Source organism: Nocardia brasiliensis, from assembly GCF_042691675.1.
In the GTDB taxonomy this organism is placed as follows: domain Bacteria; phylum Actinomycetota; class Actinomycetes; order Mycobacteriales; family Mycobacteriaceae; genus Nocardia; species Nocardia brasiliensis_D.
In genome coordinates, this window is sequence record NZ_CP170507.1 from 5,800,032 (window position 1) to 5,825,491 (window position 25,460).

Genomic DNA, 25,460 nt, shown 5'->3' on the forward strand with positions numbered 1-25,460 from the left:
GTTTATTATGGTAGGCACAGCCCTCGTCGATGTCGAGAGGTTCGATCCGCAGAATGGAGTACGTGACAGGCAGTGCGACGACCGGCAGACGACGCGGCCGCCCGATCCGGGCGAGTCGCGAGGACATCATCGCCGCCACCACCCGGATGCTCACCGACGGCGGGGCCGCCGCCTTCAGCATGCGCAAGCTGGCCGACGAACTCGGCGTCAGCACCGCCGCCGTCTACCACCACTTCCCCACCAAGGCGGCACTGTTCGTCGCGGTGCTCAGCGCTCGCGCCGAGCAACTCGACCGCCCCGAGCTACCCGGCGACCCGCGTGACCGCCTCGTCGCGGTGACGCTGCACCTGATCGATGTGCTGCACCGCCACCCATGGGTGGTGGAACTTCTGGTCGGCGGCGAATCCTTCGGCCGCTCCGCCATGTGGATCCTCGACGAATTCGTCGACGCCGCAACCGAACTCGGCGCAACAGACGAGTACGCCGGGTATATGTACAACGCCGTCTGGCGCTACACCCTCGGCGAGCTCATGATGCGCCGCGCCGAAGACGAACGCCGCGCGTCCGCCGACCGCGGCGCACCACGATCACGCTGGACCGATCAGATTGCCCCCGACGATCTCGCCGAGTTCCCCGCCGCGGCACGGATGTTGCCGCAGTGGGCCGACATTCGCGCGGACTACCGAACGCGCACCGCAGTGCGGCACATCATCGATGGCCTGATCCGCGGCATCCCCGGCTGAGCCCGGTCATCCCGGTTCGGCGAAGCGAAGACCTCGCGCGGCGAGTTCTTCCTCCAGAATCCGGATCGCCTTGGGGCCGATGCCGTGAATGCGCAACAGCTCCTTTGTGGTCACACTGGTCAGCTGGTCGTACCGGGTGTACCCGTTCGAGACCAGCTCGCGGTTGGCCACCTTGCCCATGCGGCTCGGAAACTCCGACGGCATTGCTTGTTCTGCGGACAATTCTGCTCCTCCCGGCGCACCCGTCCCCACCTCTGCCAGCCGTACGGTACCCGCCCTACTCGTCGATGTCGCCAGCCCCAACGGCGGGCGAACCTGCGCGAATCTGGCCGAGCAGCGTTGTGTACGCGTCCTCGAGCCCCGCGTCGAAGCCGGTCGACAAGTCGACGTACGGCAGCCCCGCCGCGGCACAGGCATCGCGAAGCGCGGCACTCTGGTCCTTGACCCACGACGCGACCTGCCGGTAGGTCGCGTCGTCCTCGCCGTCGAGCCAGTGCGGCGCGGTGCGCAGCAACTCCGGGGTCATCCCGGTATTGCCGACGAAGACCGCGGCCACCGGCAGGCCCAGCGCCGCGGCGGAACCGACCACCGCGGGCGTGACGACATCGCCCTCGACCACGTAGCAGTCGGGCGGATCGGCCTCGTGATCGAGACCGTCGGCGATCGCCTCGAGAAACGCGAGCAGGAATGGTTGCGCGGATTCTGCCTTGTCCGGATGCATTCCGTGCCGCACGCCGTGTTCGGGGGCGGCCTGTCCGAGCATCGAGACCAGCGCGTCGGTCGGGCAGCCGGGAATCCCGTCCCGTTCGAGCAGCATCCAGGCCAGCGTGCTCTTGCCCACCCGGGGTGGGCCGCCGATCAGCAGGAGCATCACGCCAGCGTAGCCGGGCGGGCTACCCGCGCAGGCTCAGACCTTGACGATCGAGGTGAGCGGATAATCGTCTTGCCGCTCCCGGCCGTTCAAGAAGGTCAGCTCCAGAACCACTGCGGCGGCGACGATTTCGGCACCCGCCTGGCTGAAGAGCTGGGCCGCGGCGGCGAGGGTGCCGCCGGTGGCCAGGACGTCGTCCAGCAGCAGGATGCGGCGGCCGTCGAGTTGCACACCGTCAGCGGGGATTTCGAGGGCGGCCGTGCCGTATTCGAGGTTGTACTCGCGATTGAACACCGGCGGCGGCAGCTTGCCCGCCTTGCGGACCGCGATGACGCCGGTGCCCAGGCTGGCGGCCACGCCGGCGCCGAGCAGGAAGCCGCGCGCATCGACGCCGGCGACGAGGTCGGCGTCGGGGGCGCAGGCCGCGAGGCAGTCGATGACCGCGCGGAAGCCTTCGGCATCGGCGAACACCGGCGTGAGGTCGGCGAAACGGACTCCGGAAGTGGGGAAGTCGTCCCGCCAGCGGGTCAACCGTTCGACCGCGTCGACGGCTTTGCTGGTCCGATCGGCGGCTAGCTCGTCGGACTCGATCGCCGCATGCTTACTCATCGACACTCCTCATGCTCACAACACCCACACCTGTCACCGCTTCAACACCCAGCGGTCCATGTTCCACCCGGACCCCGCCTGGTTGGCGGCGGCTATCCCGTTCTGCAGACCACCGCCGAACGCGATGGTGCGCGGGGTGGCGAACAGCGGAATGCTCGGCAGCTCCGCCCACAGCAGGTTTTCGGCGTCGGTGAGCAGATTCAGCTGTGTGGTCGAGTTGTCGTCGGCCGCAAGCTGATCGGTGATCGCATCGTAGCGGCCGTTACCGAATCGCCCGAAATTGATTCCGCTACCGGTGCGCAACGCACTGGTCGCGGCGACCCCGGTCAGCGAACCGGACGGACCCGGCGCGCCCGCGGTGCCCGCCAGGACGGCGTCCACTTTTCCCTCGGTGAGCTGGGACGGCGTGAAATCGGTCGCCCCGGCGTCGACCACGGTGATGCCCGCCGGTCTACAGGCCTCGGTGATCATCGCCACGGTCTGCGCGCGACGCTCGTCGGGACGCAGATAACCGATGCGAATGGTCGGATTGTTCGCCTTCGAGGCAGCAACGGCCTGCGTCGCGCCGGGCACGTCCCCGCCGCCGAACTTGCCCGCCGCCCCGGTGACCGACGAGTAGAACAGCGAATCCTGTTGCACGATATGAGCGTTGAGCGGTCCCGCGCCGAGCCCGGACTTCGGCGCGTCCTTCACCTTGCCGAGCTTGTCGAACAGCGCCTGCCGCGGCACGCACAGCGCAAGCGCCCGGCGCAGGTCGACCGAACCCAGCACACCCCCGGTCGCGAGGATCAGCTGTTCAGCGCCACGGCTGGGCACGTTCTGGACCTTGAAGCCGTCCAGGTTCAGGTCTTTCACCGATCCGGCGCCGATGTCGATCACGCCCATGGCGCTGTCGCCGACCTTGTCTGTCAGATCGATATTCTTCGGCCACACCAAAATTCGGCCGGTGGCCGGCTTGTTACCCCACCAGCGCTCGTTGGAGACCAGCACCAAACCGTCCTTCGCACTGAAGGATTCGATCCGATACGGCCCGGACGACGGGAACCGGGTCTGGTCGAGATTGCCGGTGCCGAAATTCCAGCCGGTGTTCCAGAACTCGGCGACCCGTCCGAGCGCGTTCGGATCACCGGATTGCAAGGCGGCCACCACATTCGGCACGTTCGCCACCCGGGCCGCCACGTGCGCGGGCATCAGCTCGCCCGCGGTGAACAGGTTGCGCCATGCCGAATAATGCCGGTCCGGGCGGAAAACCACCGTGGCGTCGCGGGAACCGGCTTGGCAGTCCACCCGCTCGATGTCCGCATAGCCGGTGGTGCTGGCCGCGTCGAACAGCGGAACCGGGCCGCGCTCACCGGGTTTGGTGAACCGCCCGCTACGCGCGGCCCAGGTGAGCACCAGGTCGTCGCAGGAGGTCGGCACGCCGTCGGAGTACACACCGTCGGGGTTGAGCCGGTACTGGATGGTCTGCGCCTCGCCGGGCACTTCCTTGGCCGTGCCGAAGTCGGTGTCGGCGACCTGCTGGCCCTCCGGTCCGGTGTAGAAGAACCCGGTGAGCACCCGGCCGAACACCGCGGCCGTTCCGGTGCTCGCGCCGAGGGTGCTACCGCCGTTGTAGCTGGCGATGGTGGCGTCGACGGCATAACCGATGGACGGCACCTGGTTCTTGCTCGAGCACCCGGCCGCCAGTCCGGCGGCCAAGGTGCCCGCGGCCAGCACCGCGATCAGACGTACCGCTCGGCTGCGTGGCTTTCGCATGAAACCCCTTGCCTGTGTCAGTGCCGCCGCTTCTGCCGTTTCCCGCTCGGGCGCGCGCCCGGCCGGGGCGCCTCCCCCGGTACCCGCGGCCTGCGCGGCTCGTCGCCGAGGCCACGGCCGGTGGCGGCGGTCGCCCGACGCTCCGCTTCGTAAGCCGCGCGCGCACTCGACGCCCCGGCTCGCCGGGCCTTGACCCGGTCGGTGTGTTTGGCGACCGGGCCCCACCGCTCCTTGATCGACACCAGCAGCGGTGTCGCGAAGAAGATGGAGGAGAAGCTGCCGACCATCAGACCGACCAGCTGCACCAGGGCGAGGTCCTTGAGCGTGCCGACCCCGAGCATCCAGACGGCGACCACCATCAGGCCGACGATCGGCAGGATGCCGATGAGGGCGGTGTTGATCGAGCGCATCAGCGTCTGGTTCACCGCGAGGTTGGCCTGTTCACCGTATGTTCGACGGCTCAAATGCAGGATGCCCCTGGTATTTTCCTCCACCTTGTCGAAGACGACGACCGAGTCGTACAGCGAGAAGCCGAGAATCGTCAGGATGCCGATCACGGTCGCCGGGCTGACTTCGAAGCCGACGAGCGAGTACACGCCCGCGGTGACGGTGACGTCGAAGACCAGGGCGGCCAACGCGGCGATCGCCATGTGCGGTTCGAATCGAACGGCGATGTAGATGGCTACCAGCACCAGGAACACGGCCAGCGCGATGAGCGCCTTGCGGGTGATCTGTTCACCCCAGGTCTCGCTGACGTCCGAGGCGCTGATCGCGGCGCGACTCGGGGTGCCGTCCTTGTCCTTGGGCTGGAACTCGGTGAACAGCGCGTCGTTCAGCGCGTCCACCTGCTCCTTGTTCAGCGCCTCGGAACGAATCAGGATGGTGGCGTTCCCGCCGCTGCCGACGGTCTGCACCGAGACCGGGTCGGTGCCGATGGCGGAGCGGTAGACATCCTCGACCTGGCTGGTACTCGCCGACCCGGCCGGGAACTGGACTCGCGAGCCGCCTTCGAAGTCGATACCGAAATTGAAGCCGCGGAAGACGATGCTGCCCAACGAGATCAGGATGATCGCGGCACTGATCAGGTACCACATCCGCCGTTTGCCGATGACGTCGATGGCACCGGTGCCGGTGTAGAGGCGGTTGAAGAAGCCGTGCGTCGGCTGCTCGTGCATCGTGGCGTAGACGTCGGTGGTCTCGGCCGAGCTCTTGCTGAGCGACGGGCTGGTGTCGTTCGTCATCTCGTCTTCACGCCTTCCCGAGTGCCGACTGCGGCCTCGGCCGCCTTCCGCTCGCGTGCGATCTGCTGGATCGCGCCGAGCCCGTTCACCGACGGTTTGGCCCACCAACTCGTCCGGGAGGCGAGCAACACCAACGGCGAGGTCACCAGGAACACCACGATGACGTCGAGGATCGTGGTGAGCCCCAGCGTGAACGCGAAGCCCCGCACCTGTCCGACCGCGAGGATGTAGAGCACCGCGGCGGCGATGAAGCTGACCGCGTTGCCGGACAGAATGGTCCGGCGGGCCCGCTGCCAGCCGCGCGGGGCGGCGGAACGGAAGCTACGGCCTTCGCGCATCTCGTCCTTGATGCGTTCGAAGAACACCACGAACGAGTCGGCGGTCATACCGATACCGATGATCAGACCAGCGATACCGGCCAGGTCCAGGGTGAACCCGATCCATCGGCCGAGCAGCACCATGATGCCGTATACCGCGAAACCCGAAGCCACCAGCGACAATCCGGTGACCAACCCGAGCATTCGGTAATAGGCGAGGCAGTAGAGCAACACCACGGCCAAGCCGATCGCACCCGCGAGCAGACCCGCCTTCAGCGAGGAAAGTCCCAGCGTCGCGGAGACGGTCTCGGCCTCGGAGGTCTGGAACGACAGCGGCAGCGAACCGTACTTCAACGTGTTCGCCAGTTCCTTCGCCGAGGCGGCGGTGAAGTTACCGGAGATCTGGGTGCGGCCGCCCTGCTGCGGTCCCTGCTGCACGACCGGCGCGCTGACCACCTTGGTGTCGAGCACGAAAGCGACGCGCTTGTTGACGTATTCGCCGGTGAGCGTGGCCCACTCGTCGCTACCCGCGGACTTGAACTCGAGGTAGACCTCGTGCCGCGCCTGCTGGGTGTTCATGCCCGAGGTCGCGCTCTTGATCTCCTGGCCGTCGATCCGGCTCTTGTCGAGCAGGAGGATCTCCTGGCCGTCGGTCGAGCAGGTGACCAGCGGCAGTTTCGGGTCGTCGTTGCCTTGCAACGGGTCCTGCTTGGTGCAATCCAGCGCGGCCATCGCGGCCTGCTGAACGGTCGGGTCGGTGCTCTGCCGCTGTGCCTTGGCGTCCTGGATTTCCTTCTGCGCCAATTGCTGCGGCGAGAGGTTCGGATCCGCGGGCGGCTGGGTCGGCGCCTGGGCCGGGAACACCCGCTGTTGCGGGGCGGGCTCCGGCTGGGGAGCCGGTTCGCCGCCCGAGGCGGGATCACCCACCGAAGGCGGGACCTCTCCCGGTGGGGGCGCAGGTGTCTCACCCGGTACGGGCGGCACACCGCCCGGTGCGGGCGGCGGCGTCGTGCCGCGCTGCGCCGCGGGCACGGCATTGAGCACCGGCCGGATGTACAGCCTGGCGGTAGTCGCCAACGCACGCGCCTGCTGCCCGTCGTCACCGGGCACCGTGATCACCAGGTTGTCGCCGTCGATGACAACCTCGGACCCGGCGACACCGAGACCGTTGACCCGGTTCTCGATGATGTCCTGCGCCTTCTTCAGGCTGTCCTGATTCGGCCGTCCGCCGTCCGGCGTTCGAGCGGTCAGCGTGACCCGGGTACCACCCTGGAGGTCGATGCCGAGCCGTGGGGTCGAGGATTTGTCACCGGTGAAGAACACCAGCGCATAGATCACGGCCAGCAGCGCGGCGTAGACGCCGAGCAGCCGGAGCGGATGCGCCGATCCCTGGGAAGGTGGCACAGTACGTCATCTCCTAGGCGGGAAGTCGAGAGAGTGGAACAGGCAAGCACACACCAGCGACGCCGAGTGCGGGCAGTGGTGACCGGGCGCGACGGGTGTCCGCGGGTCGGATAACCGCGGCAGCACCCGGCGCGCCGGCGCACCGAGCGGATGATCAGTCCTTGGTCAGCCGGGTTTCGGTCTGCTCGGCGGATTCCTCGACGGCGTCGGCCGCGTGCGCGCCGTCCGTGCCGGAATCGGCCTCGTCCGCGACGACCTCGGTCTCGACACGGACCTCACGGATGGCGGCGCGCAGCCAGGTGGTGACGACCTCCTCGGCGATCTCCAGATCGACCGTGGTGTCGTCGAGATCGACGACGGTGCCGTACAGCCCCGACGTGGTGATGACCTGGTCGCCGGCCTTGAGGTTGTCCTGCATCTCCGTGACCTTGGCGGCTTCCCGCTTCTGACGGCGGACACCGAGGAACATCGGCACGAGCAGGGCTACCAGCAGCAGCGGAAACAGAAGTTCCATCGTCGAAGTCAGTCCCTAGTTTTAGTGGTGGGATGGATAAGTACCCACACAGTCTGCCAGTTCGTGTCGCCGCCGCCACACCGGCACACCCGCTGGGGAGCCGCGACGTTCGCGCCGGCCATATCGCACGGCGGATCGGCGGCGCGCGGCGGCGTCCGAATAGCCCGGTCGGTTTGTCGGAAAATCTTCCGGCGCGAAACCCGTCCGTAACGAATTCCGTTGGCCTACAGTAGAAATCGCAGGGAATTCATCAGCGCAGGACGTCCCGACGGCGTGGCCGGGGAGCCTGATCTACGCACGAACTCACCGATCACCGAGCCGTGTCCGGGGGACCTCCTGTGCCTTCACAAAGGGGACGATGATGGCCCAAGAAGCCAGAATCGACGTCAAAACGCAACTACAGAAAGCCGCAGGGGATCTGTCCGCGCCCGAACTGTACGACCTGGCGCGGATCGCCGAATCCGGCCCATGGTTCGGCACACCGGCCATCCGATCGGCCGAGACCGCACGACCGGCCGACTTCGAGTGGCCGCTCGTGTCCGAGTACGCCTACCTGGGCAAATACGGCAAGGGCACGGCAGCCGTGCATCTGGCCAACGGGCACGACCGCGTGGTCAACCCGATGATCTTCGCCGACGGCTTCAACTACGGGCCCAGCGACCTCGACGCGCTGTGGCAGTGGTTCAACCAGCCCTACTCCGACGCGGGCGAGCGCCTGTTCGATCAGCTGCTGGCCGCGGGCATCGACATCGTATTGCTCGGCTTCGACGCCCGGCACGACTACATCCAGGTCAACGCGGGGGTGGCGCGGGCGTGCATCGGGAAGGTCATCGCCGAACGACAGGGCACCGCGCCGCTGATCACCGGCGGCGTCAGCATGGGCGGCCAGATCACCCGGTACGCCCTTGCCGCGATGGAGCAGGCCGAAGAGGACCATCAGACCGAGACCTATCTGTCCTGGGACTCACCGCATAACGGGGCATGGATCCCGCTGATCCTGCAGCAGATGGCCTATTTCTTCGAATTCTTCGAAGCCCTCACGCCGGGCAAACCGAGCAAGGCCAGCCTGATCCGCAGTCCAGCGGCCCAACAGCTGCTGTGGGCCTGGGTGGAGGATGCGCGCTATTCGGGTCCGGTCGCCACCGCCTCGCCGCTGCGCGCGCAATACGTCCAGGAACTGGCCGATCTCGGCGGCTTCCCGCAGCGCCCGGTGCTGCTCGGCGTCTCGAACGGGCGCGGTGACGGACAGGGGCCCACGCTGCCCGCCGGTGAGATCGCCTTCGACAAGAAGTTCCTCGGCGGCCTGGTCGGCAGCGCCACCGCGCGCTACCAACCGGACTTCGGGGAACAGCGGCCGGTCGGCGGCATGCACCTCGGGCTGACCATGCGCAGCTCGACGACCACCGCCATCGCCCCGTTCGACAGCGCACCGGGCGGCATGCTGGATTCCTTCGGCCAGGTGGCCACCACGCTCGGGATCGACATGGAGGAGGCGAAGCGCTGGAGTTGTTTCGTCCCGGCGGTCAGCGCCATCGCGCTGGACTTCGACCCGATCAGCTGGAATGTCGAGCTCGGCAAGGATTTGCGTGAGGTGACGGCCGAACAGACCGCACTCACCGAATTCTGCTGCAACGCAACCAATACCGAGCACTCGGCAGTGACACCGACACTCGCCGAATGGGTACTGCGCAAGATCGCGAAGTAGCAGCGGCGGGCCCCGCCGGAACGCATCCGGCGGGGCCCGCGTGCTCGACCGGGATCAGGCGCTCTTTCCGTAGACGTAGTCGTCGAGCGGGAAACTGACCGCCTCGCGGTGGGCGTTGAGGGTGCTGGTCGGGCGAAGCAGCGCGGCTTCGCCGTGCGGGTTGAAGTAGTAGCTGCGCGCGGTGGAGCAGTCGCCGCCGTAGAACACCGACGAGCTGAGCTTATCGGTGACGCGGTCGAGGAAGCCCGCGTTGGCCGCCTCGGTCACCTCGAAGGTCTGCTCGCCGCGACGGAACAGCTCACCGAAGAGCCGTCCCATGTGCTTCATCTGCGCCTCGATGGTGGTGAAATACGAAAGGCCGCTGTACGAATACGGGCTGTTGAGGCTGAGGAAATTCGGGAACTTCGGCACGGTGATGCCCTCATACGCCTGGAAACGGTTGTCCCGCCAGAACTTTCCGAGGTTGACGCCGTCCCGGCCGATGATCTCGATGGCCGGGAAGTTGACGTCCCACAGGTTGAAGCCGGTGGCCAGGATCAGCGTGTCGATCTCGGTCTTGTGCCCGTCGGCGGTGACGATGCCGTCGGCCTCGAGGTGATCGATCGAGGTGGTCTCCAGGCGCACGTGCGGCTGGTTGAAGGTACGGAAGTAGGTGTTGGAGAAGGTCGGGCGCTTGCAGCCGAAGTCGTAGTGCGGGGTGAGCTGCTTACGGGTTTCCTTGTCCCGCACCGAAGCACGCAGATGTGCCTTGGCCAGCACACCCGCGGCCTTGTTCAGCGGCTTGGCCTGCTTGTAGTGCAGCACGCCGACCACCATGAGCGCCTCGAGCAGGCTGGTATTGAACAGCCGCGCGGCCTTCTGGGTGGCGGGCACCCGGTGGAACAGTTTCTGCACCGGAGCGGGGATGGCGGTGTCGATCTTGGGCACCACCCAGATGGGGGTGCGCTGAAAGACGGTGAGCGCCTTCGCCTTCTTGGCCACCTCGGGTACCAGCTGCACGGCCGTCGCGCCGGTGCCGATGATCGCCGCCTTGCGGCCGGTGAGGTCGAAATCGTCTTCCCACGCGGTGGTGTGGATGATCTTGCCCGCGAACGAGTCGATGCCGGGGAACGGCGGCGTGTAGGGCTGCGACAGGAATCCCGTCGCGGTGAGCAGGTAACGGCCCGTGAGGGTTTCACCGCCCGCGACCGAGACCACCCAGTGCTCGTGCTCCTCGTCCCACCGGGCGCCGTCGACCACCGTGCCGAAGCGCATGCGCCGGCGCAGGCCGTACTTGTCGGCGATGTGTGCCGCGTACTTCTTCAGCTCCGCCCCCGGCGCGAACAGCCGCGTCCAGAACGGGTTCGGCTCGAACGAGTACGAGTAGGTGACCGAGGCGATGTCGACCGCGAGGCCCGGGTAATGGTTGACGTGCCAGGTGCCGCCTAGGTCGTCCTCGCGTTCGAGGATGACGTAGTTGCTCAAGCCGAGTCGATCGAGCTCGATGCCCGCCCCCATGCCACCGAATCCCGCACCGACAACGACCGCGTCGTACTGAGGCGCCACTCCGAACCTCCAGGTATGTGAACCGTTTCTCACGGAATGACACATCATTCCGTTTGTGACGACTGTATCATCGGGAGCGTGACGAAGCCATTGACGCGTGCCCAGCGACGTAAAGCCGAGCTGCGCCAGGAAATCATCGACACCGCCTTCGTCTGTTTTTCGGAGAAGGGCTATCACGCCACCGGTATCGCCGATATCGCCGGTCATCTCGGCATCGGGCACGGCACCTTCTACCGCTACTTCAGCAATAAGCGCGACATCATCGATCACGTGATCGATGACCTGTCGGCCAAGATCATCGACAGCCTCGGTACGGAGAACGCCCCGGACGCCGCCACCACGCTGGACGAATACCGCGCGCAAACCGACCGGATCGGCCAGGCACTGACGCACATCCTGATGGACGACCGCCGGGTCGCACAGCTGCTGCTGGTGCACGCCCCCGGGATCGACGACGAGCTGACCGCGCGACTATACGGCCTGCTCGACATGGCCGACGCGCTGACCGCGGGCTATCTCGACCACGGCGTCGAACTCGGTTATCTGCGTGCGGATCTGGACACCGTCAACACCGCGCGGGCGGTGACCGGCATGCTGCTCGCCGGCATCGTGCACGGCCTGCGCGACACCGACGAGAACGCCATCCGCGGTCTCAACGAGGCCATCCGGCGGCTGCTGATCGACGGCGTCCGCAAGGATTGAGCAAATCGGCAAGCCCCCTGACACGTCTCGCGGAGTTAAAGTGATGCACTGCTCGATGTGTCCGCTCCGATGTGTTCGCCAGCGGGCCGCTCGTGGTCGCAAGAGACCAGGGAGTACGAAAAATGCACATTCCCACGGACCGGCGCACCGGGGCTGACAGAATGTCGCCCGTGACCCCCGAGGATGTGAGCCGAATCAGTTTTGCGACACCGCCATTCGGGCAGCGCGGATATCACGCGGACGAGGTGGACGCTTTCCTCGACTTGGTCGCCGCGACCATGGCCGGACGGGGCTCGCTCGCCGCCGACGATCTACGGCACGTCACCTTCGACGCACCGCGGCCCGGCGGGCGTGGTTATCGCGCGGACCAGGTCGACGAATACCTGGACCAGGTGCGCGTCGAACTGGAGATCAGGCAGCGCGGTGTGCGGCCCGCACCGGCGGGCAACGGGCACGCAATGCTCACGCCCGACGATGTGCGGCGGATGCGGTTCACCCTGTCGCCGGTGGGCCGACGTGGATACCACGAGGAAGAGGTCGACGCGTTCCTCGATTTGGTCGCCGCCACCCTCGCCCACGGCGGACCGGGCAGCCTGACCGTCGCGGATGTGCGGGCGGTGCGGTTCACCGAGGCACGGCTGGGAACGCGCGGATACCAGCGCGACGAGGTAGACGCATTCCTCGACCTCGTCGTCACCGCATTGCAGCACGCCGAGCATCAACACCACCGCTGGACCCTCCACCGCGACGGCACCGACTAGCCCTGCGCGGGGTGATGTGCTAACTCACTCGAATAGGTCGAGGGTGGGTTGGGGGTCGCGGCCGCGGACTTCGATGGAGCCGAAGACGAGGTCGGGTGGGGGTACCAGGCCGAGGTGTTCCCAGGCGGCGGCGGTGGCGACGCGACCGCGGGGGGTGCGGGCGACCATGCCCGCGCGGACGAGGAATGGCTCGCACACCTCTTCGACGGTGGCGGCCTCCTCCCCTACGGCCACGGCGAGGGTGGAGACGCCGACCGGGCCACCACCGAAACTGCGCACCAAGGCGGCGAGTACGGCGCGGTCGAGGCGGTCGAGGCCGAGCACGTCGACGTCGTACACCTCGAGCGCCGCCCGTGCGATGGGCAGGTTGATCACGCCGTCGGCGCGGACCTCGGCGTAGTCGCGGACCCGGCGGAGCAGCCGGTTCGCGATGCGCGGCGTGCCACGGGACCGACCGGCGATTTCGGCGGCGGCCTCGCGATCGATCTGCACGCCGAGGATGTGCGCCGATCGCTGCAGAATGAGCAGCAGTTCGGCCGGGTCGTAGAAGTCCATGTGCCCGGTGAAGCCGAAGCGGTCCCGGAGCGGGCCGGTCAGCGCACCGGACCGGGTGGTCGCGCCGACCAGGGTGAACGGGGCGATGTCCAGCGGAATCGAGGTCGCGCCCGGGCCTTTGCCGACGACCACGTCGACGCGGAAGTCCTCCATCGCCAGGTAGAGCATTTCCTCGGCGGGGCGGGCGATCCGATGGATCTCGTCGATGAACAGCACGTCGCCGTCGACCAGGTTGCTGAGCATGGCCGCGAGGTCGCCCGCCCGTTCCAGCGCGGGGCCGGAGGTGATGCGCAGCGCGGTGCCGAGTTCGCCTGCGATGATCATCGCCATGCTGGTCTTGCCGAGACCGGGTGGGCCGGACAGCAGCACGTGATCCGGTGTGCCGCCGCGTTGTTTGGCACCGCGCAGCACCAGCGCCAGCTGCTCGCGGACGCGGGGCTGGCCGATGAAATCATCGAGTGATTTCGGGCGCAGGCTGGCCTCGATCTCGCCGTCGGACTTCAAATAGCTTGGCGTGACCTGGGATTCGGGCGACTCGTCGATTTCGTCGTGATCCATGCCGTACTACCGATTCTTGCCGAGCAGGTTGAGCGAGGCGCGCAATGCGGCGGAGGTGTCGGCGGCGGGCTGTTCGGCGAGGACGGAGTCGATGGCCTGCTCGGCCTGTTTGGCGGGGAAGCCGAGACCGGTGAGCGCCTCGACCACCTGCTCGCGCACCGGGGTGATGACCGGGGTCGGCGTGCCGGGCGGACCGGATTGCACCGGAACGAGATTCACCTTGTCGCGCAGCTCGACCACCATGCGTTCGGCGCCACGCTTGCCGATGCCGGGCACCCTGGTCAGGGCGGCGACGTTGCTTTCGGCGAGCGCCTTGCGCAGCGCCTCGGGTTCGAGCACCGCGAGCACCGCCATGGCCAAGCGCGGGCCGACACCGGACACCGTTTGCAACAGACCGAACAGGTCGCGGGCCTCGGTATCGGCGAAGCCGTACAGCGTCATCGAGTCCTCGCGGACGATCATCGCGGTGTACAGCCGGGTTTCCTCGCCGCGGGTCAGCGTGGACAGCGTCGCGGGCGTGACGTTCAGCCGGTAGCCGATGCCGGCCGCCTCGATCACCGTGTGGTCGAGCGCGATTTCCAGCACCTCACCGCGTACCGACGCGATCACCTCTGTACCGCCTTCCGTTGTTCGGCAAGCCGTTCCGCGTACTTGCGCTGCGCCGCGGCCGCTTGGGCTTCGGCCTTGGCCATCCGCTCGATCAGCGGCGCCCGCCAACAATGGCAGATGGCCAACGCGAGCGCATCCGCCGCATCCGCGGGTTTGGGCGCTACCTGCAGGCCGAGTATCCGGGTGATCATGGCCGTGACCTGTGCCTTGTCCGCGGTGCCGTTGCCGGTGACCGCGGCCTTCACCTCACTCGGCGTGTGGAACATAACCGGGATGCCGCGGCGAGCGGCCGCGAGCGCGATCACGCCGCCCGCCTGCGCGGTGCCCATCGCGGTACGCACATTGTGCTGGGCGAAGACGCGTTCGATGGCGACGGCCCCTGGTTTGTGGGTGTCCATCCAGTATTCGGCGGCATCGGAGACCTGTAATAGTCGCTGCGCCAAGTCCATATCGGCGGGGGTGCGGATCACGTCGACGTCGATCGCGGTCACCTTCCGGCCCAGCCCGCCCTCGACGATGCTGAGGCCGCACCGGGTGAGCCCGGGGTCGACGCCCATCACCCGCACGAAATCCCCTCTCGCAGACACGAACAACTGTTCGAGAGTCTAGCGGAGGCAGGGTCTTTCGCGGTCCAGCGACACGGGGTGGACCGCCGTCGCCGCGGGCTCGCGAACGCGCGGTTGACCCAGGGTCGGTTATGACGCTCCCGGGAAGCCGAGCAGCTCCGGTTTGCTGGCGCGCGCTGCCCACTCGCGCGCCGGATCGAGGACCAGCCGTCTCGCGCGCAGGTCCAGCAAGCCACTGACGTTGGTCACCGTGGCGGCCACTTCGCCGTCCGCACGGGTCAAGACCTGTTCCACCCGGTACGTCTTGCCGGTCCCCCACAGCCACTGGCAGGACACGTCCACCGAGTCTCCACCGCGCAGTTCCCGATGGAACTTGATCGTCGTCTCGAGATTCACCGGACCGAAACCGTCCGCGATCAATTCGTCGACCGAGATGCCGGCCGCCTGGACGCACGCGAATCGCGAGTGGTCCGCGTACTGGTGATACGCCGCACCGGTGACATGCAACTGCGGATCGAGATCGGAAACCCGGACTTCGAGACGAGTACTGAACGACACGGCCCCGACTATGCCACCGCCCACCGACAAATTGAGCAACGGGACATGACGGAGCCCTTACTCGCACTTCGGCACCATCATGTCCCGTTGATCATGGGCTGGCCGGGCGGAATGTGCGGCGGTAGGCCTGGGGGGAGACGCCGATCGCGTCGTGGAGGTGCTGGCGTAAGGAGGTGCCGGTGGCGAAGCCGACCTCGCCGGCGATGCGGTCGACTGTCAGGTCGGTTGATTCGAGTAGGTGGCGGGCGCGGAACAGGCGTTGCTGAATCAGCCAGCGGCCCGGGCTCATTCCGACTTCGTCGCCGAAGCGGCGGGCGAAGGTGCGTTTGCTCATGCGGGCACGGACGGCGAGTTCGTCGATGGTGAGCGGCAGGTGGAGGTTTTCCAGCGCCCACTGCCGGGCGGCGGCGGTCCCGGCCGAGGTCGACGGCGGGACCGGCTGCTCGATGTACTGCGCCTGTCCGCCGTCCCGCCACGGCGGCACCACACAGCGGCGGGCCACCGCGTTGGCGACCGCGCTGCCGTGGTCGCGGCGAACCAGGTGCAGGCACACGTCGATCCCGGCCGCCGCGCCCGCCGAGGTGAGCACGTCACCGTCGTCGACGTACAGCACATCGGGATCGAGCCGGACCCGCGGGAAGGTGCGGCGGAAGAGTTGGGCCTGATTCCAGTGCGTGGTCGCGGGACGGCCGTCGAGCAAACCCGCGGCGGCCGCCACGAACGCACCGGTGCAGATCGCCACGACCCTGGCCTCCGGCCGGATCCGAGCGAGCGCGTCCCGCACCGGCCGCGGCAGGTCGCCGTCCAGGGTCATCGTGATATCGCAGGCGGGCAGGACGACGGTGTCGGCGGTGTCGAGAATGCCGCTGTCGTGCGCGACGGCGATCGCGTAGTCGGCGTTGCTGCGCACCGGCGCGCCGTCGAGCGAGCAGGTGCGGACCTCATATCGGCCACCCGCGCTGCCGAATACCCGGTTCGGGATGCCGAGTTCGAACGGGTAGACCCCGGCCAATGCCAGCACCGCCACGCGATGGACGGATTTCATGGCACGATCATATCGAAGAATGGCAATCGTGCCATTTCTTCGGCCGGTCGCGCGCGGCAGGCTCAGCGGTATGAGTGAAACCATGCGCGCGATCAGCCAGCACACCCTCGGCGGACCCGAGGTGCTCACCGAAGTACAGCTGCCCCGACCGGTCCCCGGCCCGGGCGAGATCCTGGTCCGGGTGCGCGCGGCAGGACTCAACCCGACCGACTGGAAGCACCGGGCCCTACCCGGCCTCTTCTTGCCCGAACCGCCATTCGTGCTCGGCTGGGATGTTTCCGGCGAGGTGGCCGAGACCGGCATCGGCGTCGCCCTGTTCCAACCGGGCGACGAGGTCTTCGGCATGCTGCCCTACCCCGGTGGTCATGGCGCGCTGGCCGAGTACGTCGTCGGCCCCGCCCGCGCCTTCGCCCGCAAACCCACCGTGCTGGATCACGTTCAGGCCGCCGCGATCCCGCTGGCCGGGCTCACCGCCTGGCAGGCCCTGGTCGACACGGCCGGACTGCGAGCCGGACAGCGGGTGCTGATCCACGCGGCAGCGGGCGGGGTCGGGCATTTCGCGGTGCAGATCGCCAAGGCCCGCGGCGCTCATGTCATCGGTACGGCCAGCGCGCCCAATCGCGACTTCCTGCGCGGTCTGGGCGCCGACGAAGTGATCGACTACCGCACCACCGATGTCGCCGAGGTGGTCCGCGAGGTGGACGTGGTGCTGGATTCGATCGACGACGACAACAGCATCCGTTCGCTGCGCACGCTGCGCCTGGGCGGCGTGCTGGTGACGCTGCGCCCGATGGGCACCGGCAACCTCGCGGCGGCGGCCGACGAACTGGGCGTGCGGGCGATCCGGATGCTGGTGGAGGACGATCACGCGGGCATGGTCGCGCTGGCCGAACTCGTCGAATCCGGCGCTTTGCGCCCGACCATCGCCGGTGTCTTCCCGCTCGCGGCGGCCGCGAAGGCGCATGCACTCGGCGACACCGGTCGTACGGTCGGCAAACTGGTTGTCACCGTGCCCTGATGCTGAATTGCCACCGTGCCCCGGCCCCGATCGCCACCATGCCCCGGCATCGATTGCCACCATGCCCCGGCATCGATTGCCACCGTGCCCCGGCCCCGATCGGCACCGTGCCCGGCACCGAAGATTTTTCCGCGCGGCGCTTCGGTGAATCCGCGAAATCGGGGCGGCCACGCTTCTACCATCCGATGATGAGCACTGTTGTGAAGGCTGTCCTCGAGGGCGGGCCGAAAGACATGCCCGCGCGAATCGTTCCCATCACCCCGCCGGGGATCGAGTTGAAGGTGCCGTTCAAGGGTGGTTACGAGCACTTCAAGGTGACCCCCAAGGAGCAGGACACCCCGGAGGGGCGGTTGCCCGTCTACGAATGGTCCAGTCGGACCGAGATCGCGGAGTGACGCGCGAATAATCGTCCAGTGCGGCCGGTCGGTTTCCGACCGGCCGCCTTCCGCTGAGCTCCTGCTCGGTACTTGCCCATGGACAAATGCGTAACCAAGTGGTTACGCTTTCCGGGTGGACGAAGTGGCGGGCGCGATCGCCGATCCGGTACGACGGGAGATCTTGACGTTGCTGCGCGACACCCGCCGCACGGCGGGTGAGATCGCAGGGCAGTTCGAGATCAGCAGGCCCGCGATCAGCAGGCACCTGCGGGTGCTGCGCGAAAGCGGCCTGGTCCATGACGAACTCATCGGCAGGCAGCGGTACTACGTGCTCGACCCGGCACCGCTCACCGAACTGGCCGAATGGATCGCCCGCTTCGACACGACCACCGCGTGGGAGCACCGGCTCGACGCACTCGAAACCGAGGTCTACCGGACGCGCCGCGAGCACCGCGGCACCTCGGCGGACCCGAACCCGAAGGAGAACACGGGATGACCATCCGACCCACCGGCCGCCTCGACCGCACCGACGGCAAGCGCGACCTGATCCTGACCAGAAGCTATCGCGCGCCGATCGAGGACGTGTGGGCGAGCATCACCGAATCCGACCGCACCGCACGCTGGATGGGCGCCTGGCAGGGCGAGGCGGGTCCGGGCCGAAACATCAAGTTGCAGATGGCATATGAAGAGGGCGCGCCCTGGTGCGACGCGCACATCGAAGTCTGTGAACCACCGCGGCGGCTCGCGATCACCACCACCGACGACTACGGCACCTGGCACCTGGAGGCGGTGCTGACCGAAACCGGCGGCACCACCGAACTCGTCTTCACCCACCATCTGGAGCCCGAGGCGAACCTCGCCGAGGTCGGACCCGGCTGGGAGTACTACCTGGACGCACTGGGGGCGGCCCGCACGGGTGCGGACCGCCCCGATTTCGAGGACTACTACCCCTCGATGAAGCAGTACTACGAAAACCTGCCGGACTAGGTCGATACCGCTGGACGGTGCCCGGTAGCTCCGCGCATCGCCGGAGCGAACGCGCAGATGCGCACTAGTCGTCCAGCTGAGCCAGGATCTCGTCGGAGATGTCGACGTTGGTGTAGACGTTCTGCACGTCGTCACTGTCCTCGAGCGCGTCGACCAGCTTGATCACCTTGCGGGCGCCGTCGGCATCGACCTCGACCGAGACCGACGGCTGGAAGCCGGATTCGGCGGAGTCGTAGTCGATTCCGGCGGCCTGCAGTGCTTTACGCACCGGGATCAGGTCGCTCGGCTCGCTGATGATCTCGAAGGAATCACCGAGGTCGTTGACCTCCTCGGCGCCCGCGTCGAGCACGGCCATCAGGACGTCGTCCTCGGACAGGCCGTTCTTCTCCAGCGTCACAACGCCCTTGCGGTGGAACAGGTAGGACACCGAGCCGGGGTCGGCCATATTGCCGCCGTTGCGGGTCATCGCGACCCGCACCTCGCCCGCGGCGCGGTTGCGGTTGTCGGTGAGACATTCGATCAACACCGCGACACCGTTGGGGCCGTAACCCTCGTACATGATGGTCTGCCAGTCGGCGCCGCCGGCCTCTTCACCACCACCGCGCTTGCGGGCGCGCTCGATGTTGTCGTTGGGCACCGACGACTTCTTCGCCTTCTGGATGGCGTCGTAGAGCGTCGGGTTGCCTGCGGGGTCACTGCCACCCGTGCGGGCCGCCACCTCGATGTTCTTGATCAACTTGGCGAAGAGCTTGCCGCGCTTCGCGTCGATCCCCGCCTTCTTGTGCTTGGTGGTGGCCCATTTGGAGTGGCCGCTCATTCCCTACTTCCTTCAGGTCGATGGCACGTGTGGTGATGTCGACCGTACCGGCAGCGCCGGACGGACAACTTCCCCAGCTTAGTGGACGCGGCCGGACGCAGTCCGACCGCAGCCTGCGCCCGGCCGAGCACAGCCATCTACTCAGCTGCTCGTGGTCGGTTGAACGGCGGGTGAACTACGCGTCCCGGACCAGATCCACGAACATCCGGTGCACGCGCAGATCGCCGGTGACCTCCGGATGGAACGAGGTCGCGACGACTTTCCCTTGCCGCACTGCCACAATGCGGCCCGCGAACGGTCCGTCGGGCACCGTCGCGAGCACCTCGACGCCGTCGCCGACGCGCTCCACCCACGGCGCCCGGATGAACACCGCGCGCATCGGGCCGTCGTCGAGTCCGGCGAAGTCCAGGTCGACCTCGAAGGAGTCGACCTGGCGGCCGAAGGCGTTGCGCCGCACCGTCATATCGATGCCGGACAGGTGCTTCGCGTCCGGGCGGGTGTCGAGCACCTCGTCGGCGAGCAGGATCATGCCCGCGCAGGAACCGAAGGCGGGCATGCCATCTCGCAGTCGCGCGCGCAGCGGCTCGAGCAGTTCGAAGGCTTCGAGCAGCTTGCTGATGGCGGTCGATTCGCCGCCGGGCAGCACCAGGGCGTCCACCGCGGCGAGTTCGGCCGCGCGGCGCACCAGCACCGGTTCGGCGCCGCAGTGCTCGAGGGCCGCGATGTGCTCGCGCACGTCGCCCTGCAGGGCCAGCACGCCGATGCTCGGCCGGGCCGGAGCGAGGTCGGCGGCGGCGGGTGCGGCGACCGGGAAAGCGTTCACGTCGGAAAGTTTACGAGCCCGCGCGGTGTGGGCCTGCTCACGGTCGCCGTCAGGGTTCCGTCAACGACAGGGCCGCGCGAGCGCGAACGGGTCGACACTCGCAGATGTGATAGCTGTGTTGCCGCGCAAGGCGCCCGCGCCGCGCGGAAATGGGCCTGCTGCCCCGACCCGCCGGGGCCTCACCGTGCCGACCGGATTGGCGGGGCTCTCCCTCGACGCGATGGCGTCGGTTTCCTACGGTCCCGAGGCCATTGTGCTGGTGCTGGCGGCCGCGGGCGGTGTGGGGCTCGGCATGACGTTGCCGGTGACGCTGGCGATCGCGGCGTTGCTCGCGGTGCTCGTCGCGTCGTATCGGCAGGTGATCGCGGCGTTCCCGAACGGTGGTGGGGCGTACGCGGTGGCCAAGGCCCACCTGGGGCACCGCACCAGTTTGGCCGCCGCGGCCTCGCTGATCATCGACTACGTGCTGAATGTGGCGGTGTCGATCGCCGCCGGTGTCGCCGCGCTCACCTCGGCGTTTCCCGCACTTCTGCCGTACACGCTGTGGCTGTGCGTTGCCATTCTGGTCGGCATCACGGCACTGAATCTGCTGGGCATCACCGAGAGTGCGCGGGCGTTCATGGTGCCGACCATTGTTTTCGTCGTTGGCATCCTGACCGTGATCATCGCGGGGCTGGTGCGGAGCGAGCCCGCGAGTATCAGCGAAGGTACGGCGACTGTGCTGGATCTGCACACGGTCGGAGTTCTGTTGCTGCTCAAGGCATTCTCCAGCGGATGTGCCGCGCTGACCGGGGTGGAGGCGATCGCCAACGCGGTGCCGAGTTTCGAGGCTCCGAAAGTGGTTCGCGCGCAACGCGCCGAGGTCGCGCTCGGTGCGCTGCTCGGTGTCATGCTGATCGGGCTCGCGGTACTGATCGAGAAGTTCGAGGTGCACCCGATCGACGGCACGACGGTGCTCTCGCAGTTGACCGAGGCCGCGCTCGGACACGGAACCGGTTACTACGTCGTGCAATTCGCGACCGTCGTGCTGCTGGCGCTGGCGGCCAATACCTCCTATGGCGGGCTGCCGACGCTCACCAAGATCCTCGCCGACGACAACTGCCTGCCGCACCGGTTCGCGGTGAGCTCGCCGCGCCAGGTCTACCGCTACGGCGTGCTGACCCTCGCCATCACGGCGGGCGTGCTGCTGATCGGCGCGGACGGCAATATGAACGCGCTGGTCCCGCTGTTCGCGATCGGGGTGTTCGTCGGATTCACCATCGCGCAGGTCGGCATGGTGCGGCACTGGTTGCTGGTCAGGACGGCGGGCTGGCGCTGGCGGATGGCGCTCAACGGGTTCGGTGCGCTGCTCACCTTCGTCGCCGCGATGGTCACCACCGCAATGAAATTCACCGCCGGTGCCTGGTTGATCGTGTTGATCCTGCCCGCGCTGGTGGTCGGCATGGAACGAATTCGCGGCGCCTACACCCGGATCGGCGCCTGCCGCCGGTCCGACGAGGTGCCGCCGCCACCGCGGCCGCGCGACGCCGTCATCGTGGTGCCGGTCTCCGAGGTCTCCGACTTGAGCTGCGAGGCACTGTCCGCGGCGCTGTCGATCGGCAAAGATGTCGTCGCGGTACACGTGTGCCTGCCCGGCGAGTCGGTCAAAGCCTTCACCAAGGCGTGGGAAGCCTGGCACCCCGAAGTGCGCCTGGTGCTGCTGGAAGACAGCGACGCGACGGTCGGCGGCCCGGTGGCGCGCTACGTACGGGAGAACTTCGAAGGTCGCCGCAAGGTGGTCGTCATCGCCGAGGTCGATCCGCCGGTCGGCTGGAACCGCGTACTGCCCAGCCACCGCAGCGACGAACTCGAACGCGTCCTGCGCCGAATGACCGACACAGTGGTCTGCCACCTGCGCGTCCAGGTGGGTTGAGCCTGATCGAATTCAGGCGGTCGCGGTGGTGTGGGTCGGCCACACCCACACCACCGCGGTCGACAAAGCACCAACCCTGCTCCCGCGCGGCGATTCGCTGACGATCTCGTGCGCCGCACCCCACGATCCGCGCTGCAATAGGCGGCCGCGGCGGGCGAAGGTCAGTCGCGGAGGGTGCGGATGAGGCCTTCCTGGACTACCGCGGCGACGAGTTGGCCGTCGCGGTTGAAGATCTTGCCGCCGGTCAGGGCGCGGCCGAAGCCCGCGGACGGGGAGGCCTGGTCGTAGAGCAGCCAGTCGTCGGCGCGGAAGGGGCGCAGGAACCACATGGCGTGGTCGAGCGAAGCGTTCTGGGTCTGCTCATCGGGGTGGGTCACCTTCGACGAACCGAGCAGCGTCATGTCGCTCATGTAGGCCAGGGTGCAGACGTGGAACAGCGGGTCGTCGGGCAGTGGATGCCGGTAGCGGAACCACACCTGCTGCTGGGAGACCACGCCGTCGCGGCGGGTCACCTGATCCTGCGGCACCGTGCGGATGTCCCAGTGTTCCCACTCGCGCATCGCCCACAGCCGCTCCGGGCTCATCGTGGTGCTGGCGTCCGGGAGTTCGTCCGGTGGCTGCACCTCGGGCATCACGTCCTGATGCTCCGGTCCCTGATCGCCGATGTGGAACGAAGCCGACATCGTGAAGATCGCGGCGCCATCCTGCACGCCGGTAACCCGCCGGGTGCAGAACGAGCGGCCGTCCCGGATCCGCTCCACCAGGTACACCGTCGGCTGATCCGGATTGCCCGGCCGCAGGAAATACCCGTGCAGCGAATGCACCTGATACCGCGGTTCGACGGTGCGCACCGCCGACACCAGCGCCTGCCCGGCAACCTGTCCGCCGAATGTGCGCGGAAGCTGAGTCTTCGTAGACGCCCCACGGAAGATGTCACGCTCGAGCCGCTCTATCTCCAGCGCCTCTTCGATTGTCGCCATGGGCAGAGATTAACGCCCCCCACCGCCCACCTGCCCCTCGGCTACCAGTGAGATTCCACTCCCACCCAGCGGACCGTGGAAAGCCGCCTCGAAGCTTGTCGAACGAGGAGGCTCGCTACCCGCATACCGCCGATGACGGTCGTACCCACGGTTTGCTCTGATGGAGCGGTGCCACGGTTTGTCCCGATCAGTCAGGATGCCCTCGTCGAGCGAGTCGTCGAGCGGGTCCTCGCGCTGCCCGGTTATCGGGTGGTCGGGGTCGATGGTGCCGACGCCGCGCGACCCATCGATCTCGCGCGCCGAGTCGCTACCGCGCTGCGCGGCACCGGCAGACCGGCCGAGGTGGTGTCGCTGCACGATTATGTCCGGCCCGCCTCCCTTCGGGTGGAGTTCGGCCGGGACGAAATCTCTTACCGCACTGCCTGGTTCGACTATGACGCGCTGCGTCGCGAGGTCATCGATGCCCTGCACGACGAAGGTCGCTGGCTGCCCGCGCTGTGGGACGAGGCCACCGACCGTTCGGCCCGCGCGGCGATCCGCACCGCCGCCGCCGACACCGTCCTGCTCGTCGCGGGTCCCATGCTCCTCGACCGCGCCCTCCGATTCGACCTGACCGTCCGCCTCGACCTGTCCGAACCGGCCCTACGCCGAACAACTCCACCCGAAGCCCACTGGACCATTCCCGCCCTACTTCGACACCACGAAACCGCCACCACCCCAACATTCTTCGCCCGCTGGGACCACCCCGAGCGCCCAGCCCTCCGCCTGGACTGACCCGCGAGCAACCAGCTACGCGCAGGCGGGCGACTGCTGGTTGAGGGTGGTGAGGGCTTGGCAGGCCCAGCTCTTCTGGACCTTCCACTTGCCGCCTTCGGCGACGAAGGGGACGTCGATCATGTTTTCCTGATCGCCGATGATGAATTTCGCTTGGGCACTGACGGAATCGCCGAAGGTGGTTACCCCGACGACTTCGGCCTTGGCGTTCGCCTGCTGGTAGGCCGCGGCCAGGCGGTTGGGCAGGTCGGGGTCGGACTCGATGCCCTGCACGAGGTCCAATTTCTCCGCGCTGGGCACCGCCGGGTCGAGTGCCTTCTGCAGCAGCTGGTTCAGTTCCGGCACGGTCGGGGCGGCGGGTACGCCGGGGGCGGCAGTCGCGCTGGTCGTGGTGCGGGACGGCGTCGGCGGATCCTTCTTGTCCTCGCTGCCGCAGGCCGTCAGGCCCAGTGCGGCCACGACGGCCAAGCCGGCGATCGCCATGCGTCCGGTCTTACGAAGCTTCAACTGCTCGTCCTTTGCGTTCGGCTGGTGGATGATGCGGCACGAACGACCCATCCGGGGTCCACAAGCATCGAAACGTGAAGCTACCCAACGCAATTGTGAGGACATTAAGACAACGCTCGGCTGGGCATGAGAGTCGGACCGTGGACCGGACCCGACACGCATCCCGGCTCGCGCGGAGACCGTATTACCCGTACGAGCAGGGACCCCTCGGAATCCCTGCTCGTACCTACTCGTCACGCCCGCAATGGGGCGACGATCACCAGCCGCGCTCGGCCAGCCGGTGGTCGACCGGCAGTTCCTCGACATTGATGCCGACCATGGCCTCGCCGAGCCCACGCGATACCTTGGCCAGCACGTCCGGGTCGTCGTGGAAGGTGGTGGCCTTGACGATGGCGGCGGCACGCTCGGCCGGGTTGCCGGACTTGAAGATGCCGGAGCCGACGAACACGCCTTCGGCGCCGAGCTGCATCATCATCGCGGCGTCGGCCGGGGTAGCGATGCCGCCCGCGGTGAACAACACGACGGGCAGCTTGCCGGTCTCGGCGACCTCGCGGACCAGTTCGTAAGGTGCCTGCAGCTCCTTGGCGGCGACGAACAGCTCGTCGGCGGGCAGCGAGGAGAGCCTGCGGATCTCCTGGCGGATCTTGCGCATGTGCGTGGTGGCGTTGGAGACGTCGCCGGTGCCTGCCTCGCCCTTCGAGCGAATCATGGCCGCGCCCTCGGTGATTCGGCGCAGCGCCTCACCGAGGTTGGTGGCGCCACACACGAACGGCACCGTGAAGTTCCACTTCTCGATGTGGTTGGTGTAGTCGGCGGGGGTCAGCACCTCGGACTCGTCGATGTAGTCGACGCCGAGGCTCTGCAGGATCTGCGCCTCCACGAAGTGGCCGATGCGCGCCTTCGCCATGACCGGGATGGAGACGGCGGCGATGATGCCGTCGATCATGTCGGGGTCACTCATCCGGGACACGCCGCCCTGCGCGCGGATGTCGGCGGGCACCCGTTCCAGCGCCATCACCGCGACCGCACCGGCGTCTTCGGCGATCTTGGCCTGGTCGGGGGTAACGACATCCATGATCACCCCGCCCTTGAGCATCTCGGCCATGCCGCGCTTCACGCGGGCGGTGCCGATGGTCTGGGTGGTGTCGGGCGTCGTCACGGCAAACTCCTGGGTCATGTGCGCCAATCGGGTCGCAAGGGTATGAAT

28 protein-coding genes are annotated in these 25,460 nt (G+C 67.6%); 10 read left to right on the forward strand and 18 right to left on the reverse strand.

Going from position 1 to position 25,460, the window contains the following annotated elements; translation table 11 throughout:
- Window positions 1-53: 53 nt before the first annotated feature.
- A complete protein-coding gene (locus ACFK0J_RS26605; RefSeq protein WP_378731813.1) occupies window positions 54-743 on the forward strand; it encodes a TetR/AcrR family transcriptional regulator in 690 nt (229 codons plus the stop codon).
- A gap of 6 nt (window positions 744-749) precedes the next feature.
- Here the strand turns inward: ACFK0J_RS26605 and ACFK0J_RS26610 are convergent, their stop codons facing one another.
- The 7 genes from ACFK0J_RS26610 to yajC all read right to left on the reverse strand — a co-directional run bounded on the left by ACFK0J_RS26610 (window position 750) and on the right by yajC (window position 7,454).
- Window positions 750-947 (reverse strand): hypothetical protein, encoded by a 198-nt coding sequence (locus ACFK0J_RS26610; protein ID WP_378743026.1) that lies wholly within the window; start codon window positions 945-947, stop codon window positions 750-752.
- Between the two features lie 73 nt (window positions 948-1,020).
- Window positions 1,021-1,614: a hypothetical protein gene (locus ACFK0J_RS26615; protein WP_378731815.1), complete on the reverse strand. Its 594-nt coding sequence runs from the start codon at window positions 1,612-1,614 to the stop codon at window positions 1,021-1,023.
- Between the two features lie 36 nt (window positions 1,615-1,650).
- Window positions 1,651-2,223 carry an adenine phosphoribosyltransferase gene (locus tag ACFK0J_RS26620; RefSeq protein WP_378731817.1) on the reverse strand — a complete coding sequence of 191 codons (573 nt, stop codon included), beginning with the start codon at window positions 2,221-2,223 and terminating at the stop codon, window positions 1,651-1,653.
- A 33-nt stretch (window positions 2,224-2,256) separates the two neighbouring features.
- Window positions 2,257-3,978 (reverse strand): ABC transporter substrate-binding protein, encoded by a 1,722-nt coding sequence (locus ACFK0J_RS26625; RefSeq protein WP_378731819.1) that lies wholly within the window; start codon window positions 3,976-3,978, stop codon window positions 2,257-2,259.
- Between the two features lie 17 nt (window positions 3,979-3,995).
- Complete coding sequence (gene secF / locus ACFK0J_RS26630) at window positions 3,996-5,219, reverse strand: protein translocase subunit SecF (RefSeq protein WP_378731821.1); 1,224 nt, start codon at window positions 5,217-5,219, stop codon at window positions 3,996-3,998.
- Window positions 5,216-6,940, reverse strand: coding sequence for a protein translocase subunit SecD (secD, locus tag ACFK0J_RS26635; RefSeq protein WP_378731823.1), 1,725 nt, complete (start codon window positions 6,938-6,940; stop codon window positions 5,216-5,218). Before secD ends, secF begins: the two co-directional genes overlap by 4 nt.
- A gap of 154 nt (window positions 6,941-7,094) precedes the next feature.
- Window positions 7,095-7,454, reverse strand: coding sequence for a preprotein translocase subunit YajC (yajC, locus tag ACFK0J_RS26640; protein WP_218470228.1), 360 nt, complete (start codon window positions 7,452-7,454; stop codon window positions 7,095-7,097).
- Between the two features lie 358 nt (window positions 7,455-7,812).
- On the opposite strand from yajC, the gene ACFK0J_RS26645 reads away from it, so the two are divergent.
- On the forward strand, window positions 7,813-9,159 hold the full coding sequence (locus ACFK0J_RS26645) for a hypothetical protein (protein WP_378731826.1): 1,347 nt from the start codon (window positions 7,813-7,815) through the stop codon (window positions 9,157-9,159).
- Between the two features lie 54 nt (window positions 9,160-9,213).
- Here ACFK0J_RS26645 and ACFK0J_RS26650 read toward each other — a convergent pair whose 3' ends face one another.
- On the reverse strand, window positions 9,214-10,704 hold the full coding sequence (locus tag ACFK0J_RS26650; RefSeq protein WP_378731828.1) for a flavin-containing monooxygenase: 1,491 nt from the start codon (window positions 10,702-10,704) through the stop codon (window positions 9,214-9,216).
- 69 nt (window positions 10,705-10,773) lie between these two features.
- On the opposite strand from ACFK0J_RS26650, the gene ACFK0J_RS26655 reads away from it, so the two are divergent.
- Window positions 10,774-11,406: a TetR/AcrR family transcriptional regulator gene (locus ACFK0J_RS26655; RefSeq protein ID WP_378743028.1), complete on the forward strand. Its 633-nt coding sequence runs from the start codon at window positions 10,774-10,776 to the stop codon at window positions 11,404-11,406.
- A gap of 161 nt (window positions 11,407-11,567) precedes the next feature.
- Window positions 11,568-12,167 (forward strand): DivIVA domain-containing protein, encoded by a 600-nt coding sequence (locus ACFK0J_RS26660; protein ID WP_378731830.1) that lies wholly within the window; start codon window positions 11,568-11,570, stop codon window positions 12,165-12,167.
- A 24-nt stretch (window positions 12,168-12,191) separates the two neighbouring features.
- Here ACFK0J_RS26660 and ruvB read toward each other — a convergent pair whose 3' ends face one another.
- The 5 genes from ruvB to ACFK0J_RS26685 all read right to left on the reverse strand — a co-directional run bounded on the left by ruvB (window position 12,192) and on the right by ACFK0J_RS26685 (window position 16,058).
- Window positions 12,192-13,280, reverse strand: a complete 1,089-nt coding sequence (gene ruvB / locus ACFK0J_RS26665) for a Holliday junction branch migration DNA helicase RuvB (protein ID WP_378731832.1) — start codon at window positions 13,278-13,280, stop codon at window positions 12,192-12,194.
- A 6-nt stretch (window positions 13,281-13,286) separates the two neighbouring features.
- Entirely contained in the window at window positions 13,287-13,889 is a 603-nt protein-coding gene (gene ruvA / locus ACFK0J_RS26670) for a Holliday junction branch migration protein RuvA (protein WP_378731834.1), read from the reverse strand.
- Window positions 13,886-14,455 carry a crossover junction endodeoxyribonuclease RuvC gene (gene ruvC / locus ACFK0J_RS26675; RefSeq protein ID WP_378743030.1) on the reverse strand — a complete coding sequence of 190 codons (570 nt, stop codon included), beginning with the start codon at window positions 14,453-14,455 and terminating at the stop codon, window positions 13,886-13,888. The genes ruvA and ruvC overlap by 4 nt, the downstream gene beginning before the upstream one ends.
- A gap of 129 nt (window positions 14,456-14,584) precedes the next feature.
- A complete protein-coding gene (locus tag ACFK0J_RS26680; RefSeq protein WP_378731836.1) occupies window positions 14,585-15,013 on the reverse strand; it encodes an acyl-CoA thioesterase in 429 nt (142 codons plus the stop codon).
- Window positions 15,014-15,104: 91 nt separating this feature from the next.
- Entirely contained in the window at window positions 15,105-16,058 is a 954-nt protein-coding gene (locus tag ACFK0J_RS26685; protein WP_378731838.1) for a GlxA family transcriptional regulator, read from the reverse strand.
- A 70-nt stretch (window positions 16,059-16,128) separates the two neighbouring features.
- Here ACFK0J_RS26685 and ACFK0J_RS26690 point away from each other — a divergent pair, with 70 nt between their 5' ends.
- The 4 genes from ACFK0J_RS26690 to ACFK0J_RS26705 all read left to right on the forward strand — a co-directional run bounded on the left by ACFK0J_RS26690 (window position 16,129) and on the right by ACFK0J_RS26705 (window position 18,440).
- Window positions 16,129-17,076 carry an NADP-dependent oxidoreductase gene (locus tag ACFK0J_RS26690; RefSeq protein ID WP_378731840.1) on the forward strand — a complete coding sequence of 316 codons (948 nt, stop codon included), beginning with the start codon at window positions 16,129-16,131 and terminating at the stop codon, window positions 17,074-17,076.
- Window positions 17,077-17,264: 188 nt separating this feature from the next.
- On the forward strand, window positions 17,265-17,471 hold the full coding sequence (locus ACFK0J_RS26695; protein ID WP_218470238.1) for a DUF5988 family protein: 207 nt from the start codon (window positions 17,265-17,267) through the stop codon (window positions 17,469-17,471).
- A gap of 115 nt (window positions 17,472-17,586) precedes the next feature.
- Entirely contained in the window at window positions 17,587-17,949 is a 363-nt protein-coding gene (locus ACFK0J_RS26700; RefSeq protein WP_378731842.1) for a metalloregulator ArsR/SmtB family transcription factor, read from the forward strand.
- Window positions 17,946-18,440, forward strand: coding sequence for an SRPBCC family protein (locus ACFK0J_RS26705; RefSeq protein WP_378731844.1), 495 nt, complete (start codon window positions 17,946-17,948; stop codon window positions 18,438-18,440). Before ACFK0J_RS26700 ends, ACFK0J_RS26705 begins: the two co-directional genes overlap by 4 nt.
- Before the next feature lie 64 nt (window positions 18,441-18,504).
- On the opposite strand, the gene ACFK0J_RS26710 is transcribed toward ACFK0J_RS26705, so the two are convergent.
- A complete protein-coding gene (locus ACFK0J_RS26710) occupies window positions 18,505-19,257 on the reverse strand; it encodes a YebC/PmpR family DNA-binding transcriptional regulator (protein WP_218470241.1) in 753 nt (250 codons plus the stop codon).
- Between the two features lie 175 nt (window positions 19,258-19,432).
- A complete protein-coding gene (pdxT, locus tag ACFK0J_RS26715) occupies window positions 19,433-20,080 on the reverse strand; it encodes a pyridoxal 5'-phosphate synthase glutaminase subunit PdxT (RefSeq protein ID WP_378731846.1) in 648 nt (215 codons plus the stop codon).
- Between the two features lie 220 nt (window positions 20,081-20,300).
- On the opposite strand from pdxT, the gene ACFK0J_RS26720 reads away from it, so the two are divergent.
- Complete coding sequence (locus tag ACFK0J_RS26720; protein WP_378743032.1) at window positions 20,301-21,992, forward strand: APC family permease; 1,692 nt, start codon at window positions 20,301-20,303, stop codon at window positions 21,990-21,992.
- Window positions 21,993-22,153: 161 nt separating this feature from the next.
- Here ACFK0J_RS26720 and ACFK0J_RS26725 read toward each other — a convergent pair whose 3' ends face one another.
- The gene (locus ACFK0J_RS26725; RefSeq protein WP_378731848.1) at window positions 22,154-22,972 is read right to left on the reverse strand and encodes an acyl-CoA thioesterase; all 819 of its coding nucleotides are present in this window, start codon (window positions 22,970-22,972) and stop codon (window positions 22,154-22,156) included.
- 168 nt (window positions 22,973-23,140) lie between these two features.
- On the opposite strand from ACFK0J_RS26725, the gene ACFK0J_RS26730 reads away from it, so the two are divergent.
- Window positions 23,141-23,746: a hypothetical protein gene (locus ACFK0J_RS26730; protein ID WP_378731850.1), complete on the forward strand. Its 606-nt coding sequence runs from the start codon at window positions 23,141-23,143 to the stop codon at window positions 23,744-23,746.
- A 15-nt stretch (window positions 23,747-23,761) separates the two neighbouring features.
- Here ACFK0J_RS26730 and ACFK0J_RS26735 read toward each other — a convergent pair whose 3' ends face one another.
- Window positions 23,762-24,253, reverse strand: a complete 492-nt coding sequence (locus ACFK0J_RS26735; protein ID WP_378731852.1) for a hypothetical protein — start codon at window positions 24,251-24,253, stop codon at window positions 23,762-23,764.
- A gap of 256 nt (window positions 24,254-24,509) precedes the next feature.
- Window positions 24,510-25,412, reverse strand: coding sequence for a pyridoxal 5'-phosphate synthase lyase subunit PdxS (gene pdxS / locus ACFK0J_RS26740; protein ID WP_378731854.1), 903 nt, complete (start codon window positions 25,410-25,412; stop codon window positions 24,510-24,512).
- Window positions 25,413-25,460 lie beyond the last annotated feature (48 nt).

Coding starts and splice junctions, on each gene's coding strand:
- ACFK0J_RS26605 (WP_378731813.1), top strand. CDS start 54: ATGGAGTACGTGACAGGCAGTGCGACGACCGGCAGACGACGCGGCCGC.
- ACFK0J_RS26610 (WP_378743026.1), bottom strand. CDS start 947: ATGCCGTCGGAGTTTCCGAGCCGCATGGGCAAGGTGGCCAACCGCGAG.
- ACFK0J_RS26615 (WP_378731815.1), bottom strand. CDS start 1,614: ATGCTCCTGCTGATCGGCGGCCCACCCCGGGTGGGCAAGAGCACGCTG.
- ACFK0J_RS26620 (WP_378731817.1), bottom strand. CDS start 2,223: ATGAGTAAGCATGCGGCGATCGAGTCCGACGAGCTAGCCGCCGATCGG.
- ACFK0J_RS26625 (WP_378731819.1), bottom strand. CDS start 3,978: ATGCGAAAGCCACGCAGCCGAGCGGTACGTCTGATCGCGGTGCTGGCC.
- secF (WP_378731821.1), bottom strand. CDS start 5,219: ATGACGAACGACACCAGCCCGTCGCTCAGCAAGAGCTCGGCCGAGACC.
- yajC (WP_218470228.1), bottom strand. CDS start 7,454: ATGGAACTTCTGTTTCCGCTGCTGCTGGTAGCCCTGCTCGTGCCGATG.
- ACFK0J_RS26645 (WP_378731826.1), top strand. CDS start 7,813: ATGATGGCCCAAGAAGCCAGAATCGACGTCAAAACGCAACTACAGAAA.
- ACFK0J_RS26660 (WP_378731830.1), top strand. CDS start 11,568: ATGTCGCCCGTGACCCCCGAGGATGTGAGCCGAATCAGTTTTGCGACA.
- ruvB (WP_378731832.1), bottom strand. CDS start 13,280: ATGGATCACGACGAAATCGACGAGTCGCCCGAATCCCAGGTCACGCCA.
- ACFK0J_RS26685 (WP_378731838.1), bottom strand. CDS start 16,058: ATGAAATCCGTCCATCGCGTGGCGGTGCTGGCATTGGCCGGGGTCTAC.
- ACFK0J_RS26690 (WP_378731840.1), top strand. CDS start 16,129: ATGAGTGAAACCATGCGCGCGATCAGCCAGCACACCCTCGGCGGACCC.
- ACFK0J_RS26695 (WP_218470238.1), top strand. CDS start 17,265: ATGAGCACTGTTGTGAAGGCTGTCCTCGAGGGCGGGCCGAAAGACATG.
- ACFK0J_RS26705 (WP_378731844.1), top strand. CDS start 17,946: ATGACCATCCGACCCACCGGCCGCCTCGACCGCACCGACGGCAAGCGC.
- ACFK0J_RS26710 (WP_218470241.1), bottom strand. CDS start 19,257: ATGAGCGGCCACTCCAAATGGGCCACCACCAAGCACAAGAAGGCGGGG.
- ACFK0J_RS26720 (WP_378743032.1), top strand. CDS start 20,301: ATGGCGTCGGTTTCCTACGGTCCCGAGGCCATTGTGCTGGTGCTGGCG.
- ACFK0J_RS26725 (WP_378731848.1), bottom strand. CDS start 22,972: ATGGCGACAATCGAAGAGGCGCTGGAGATAGAGCGGCTCGAGCGTGAC.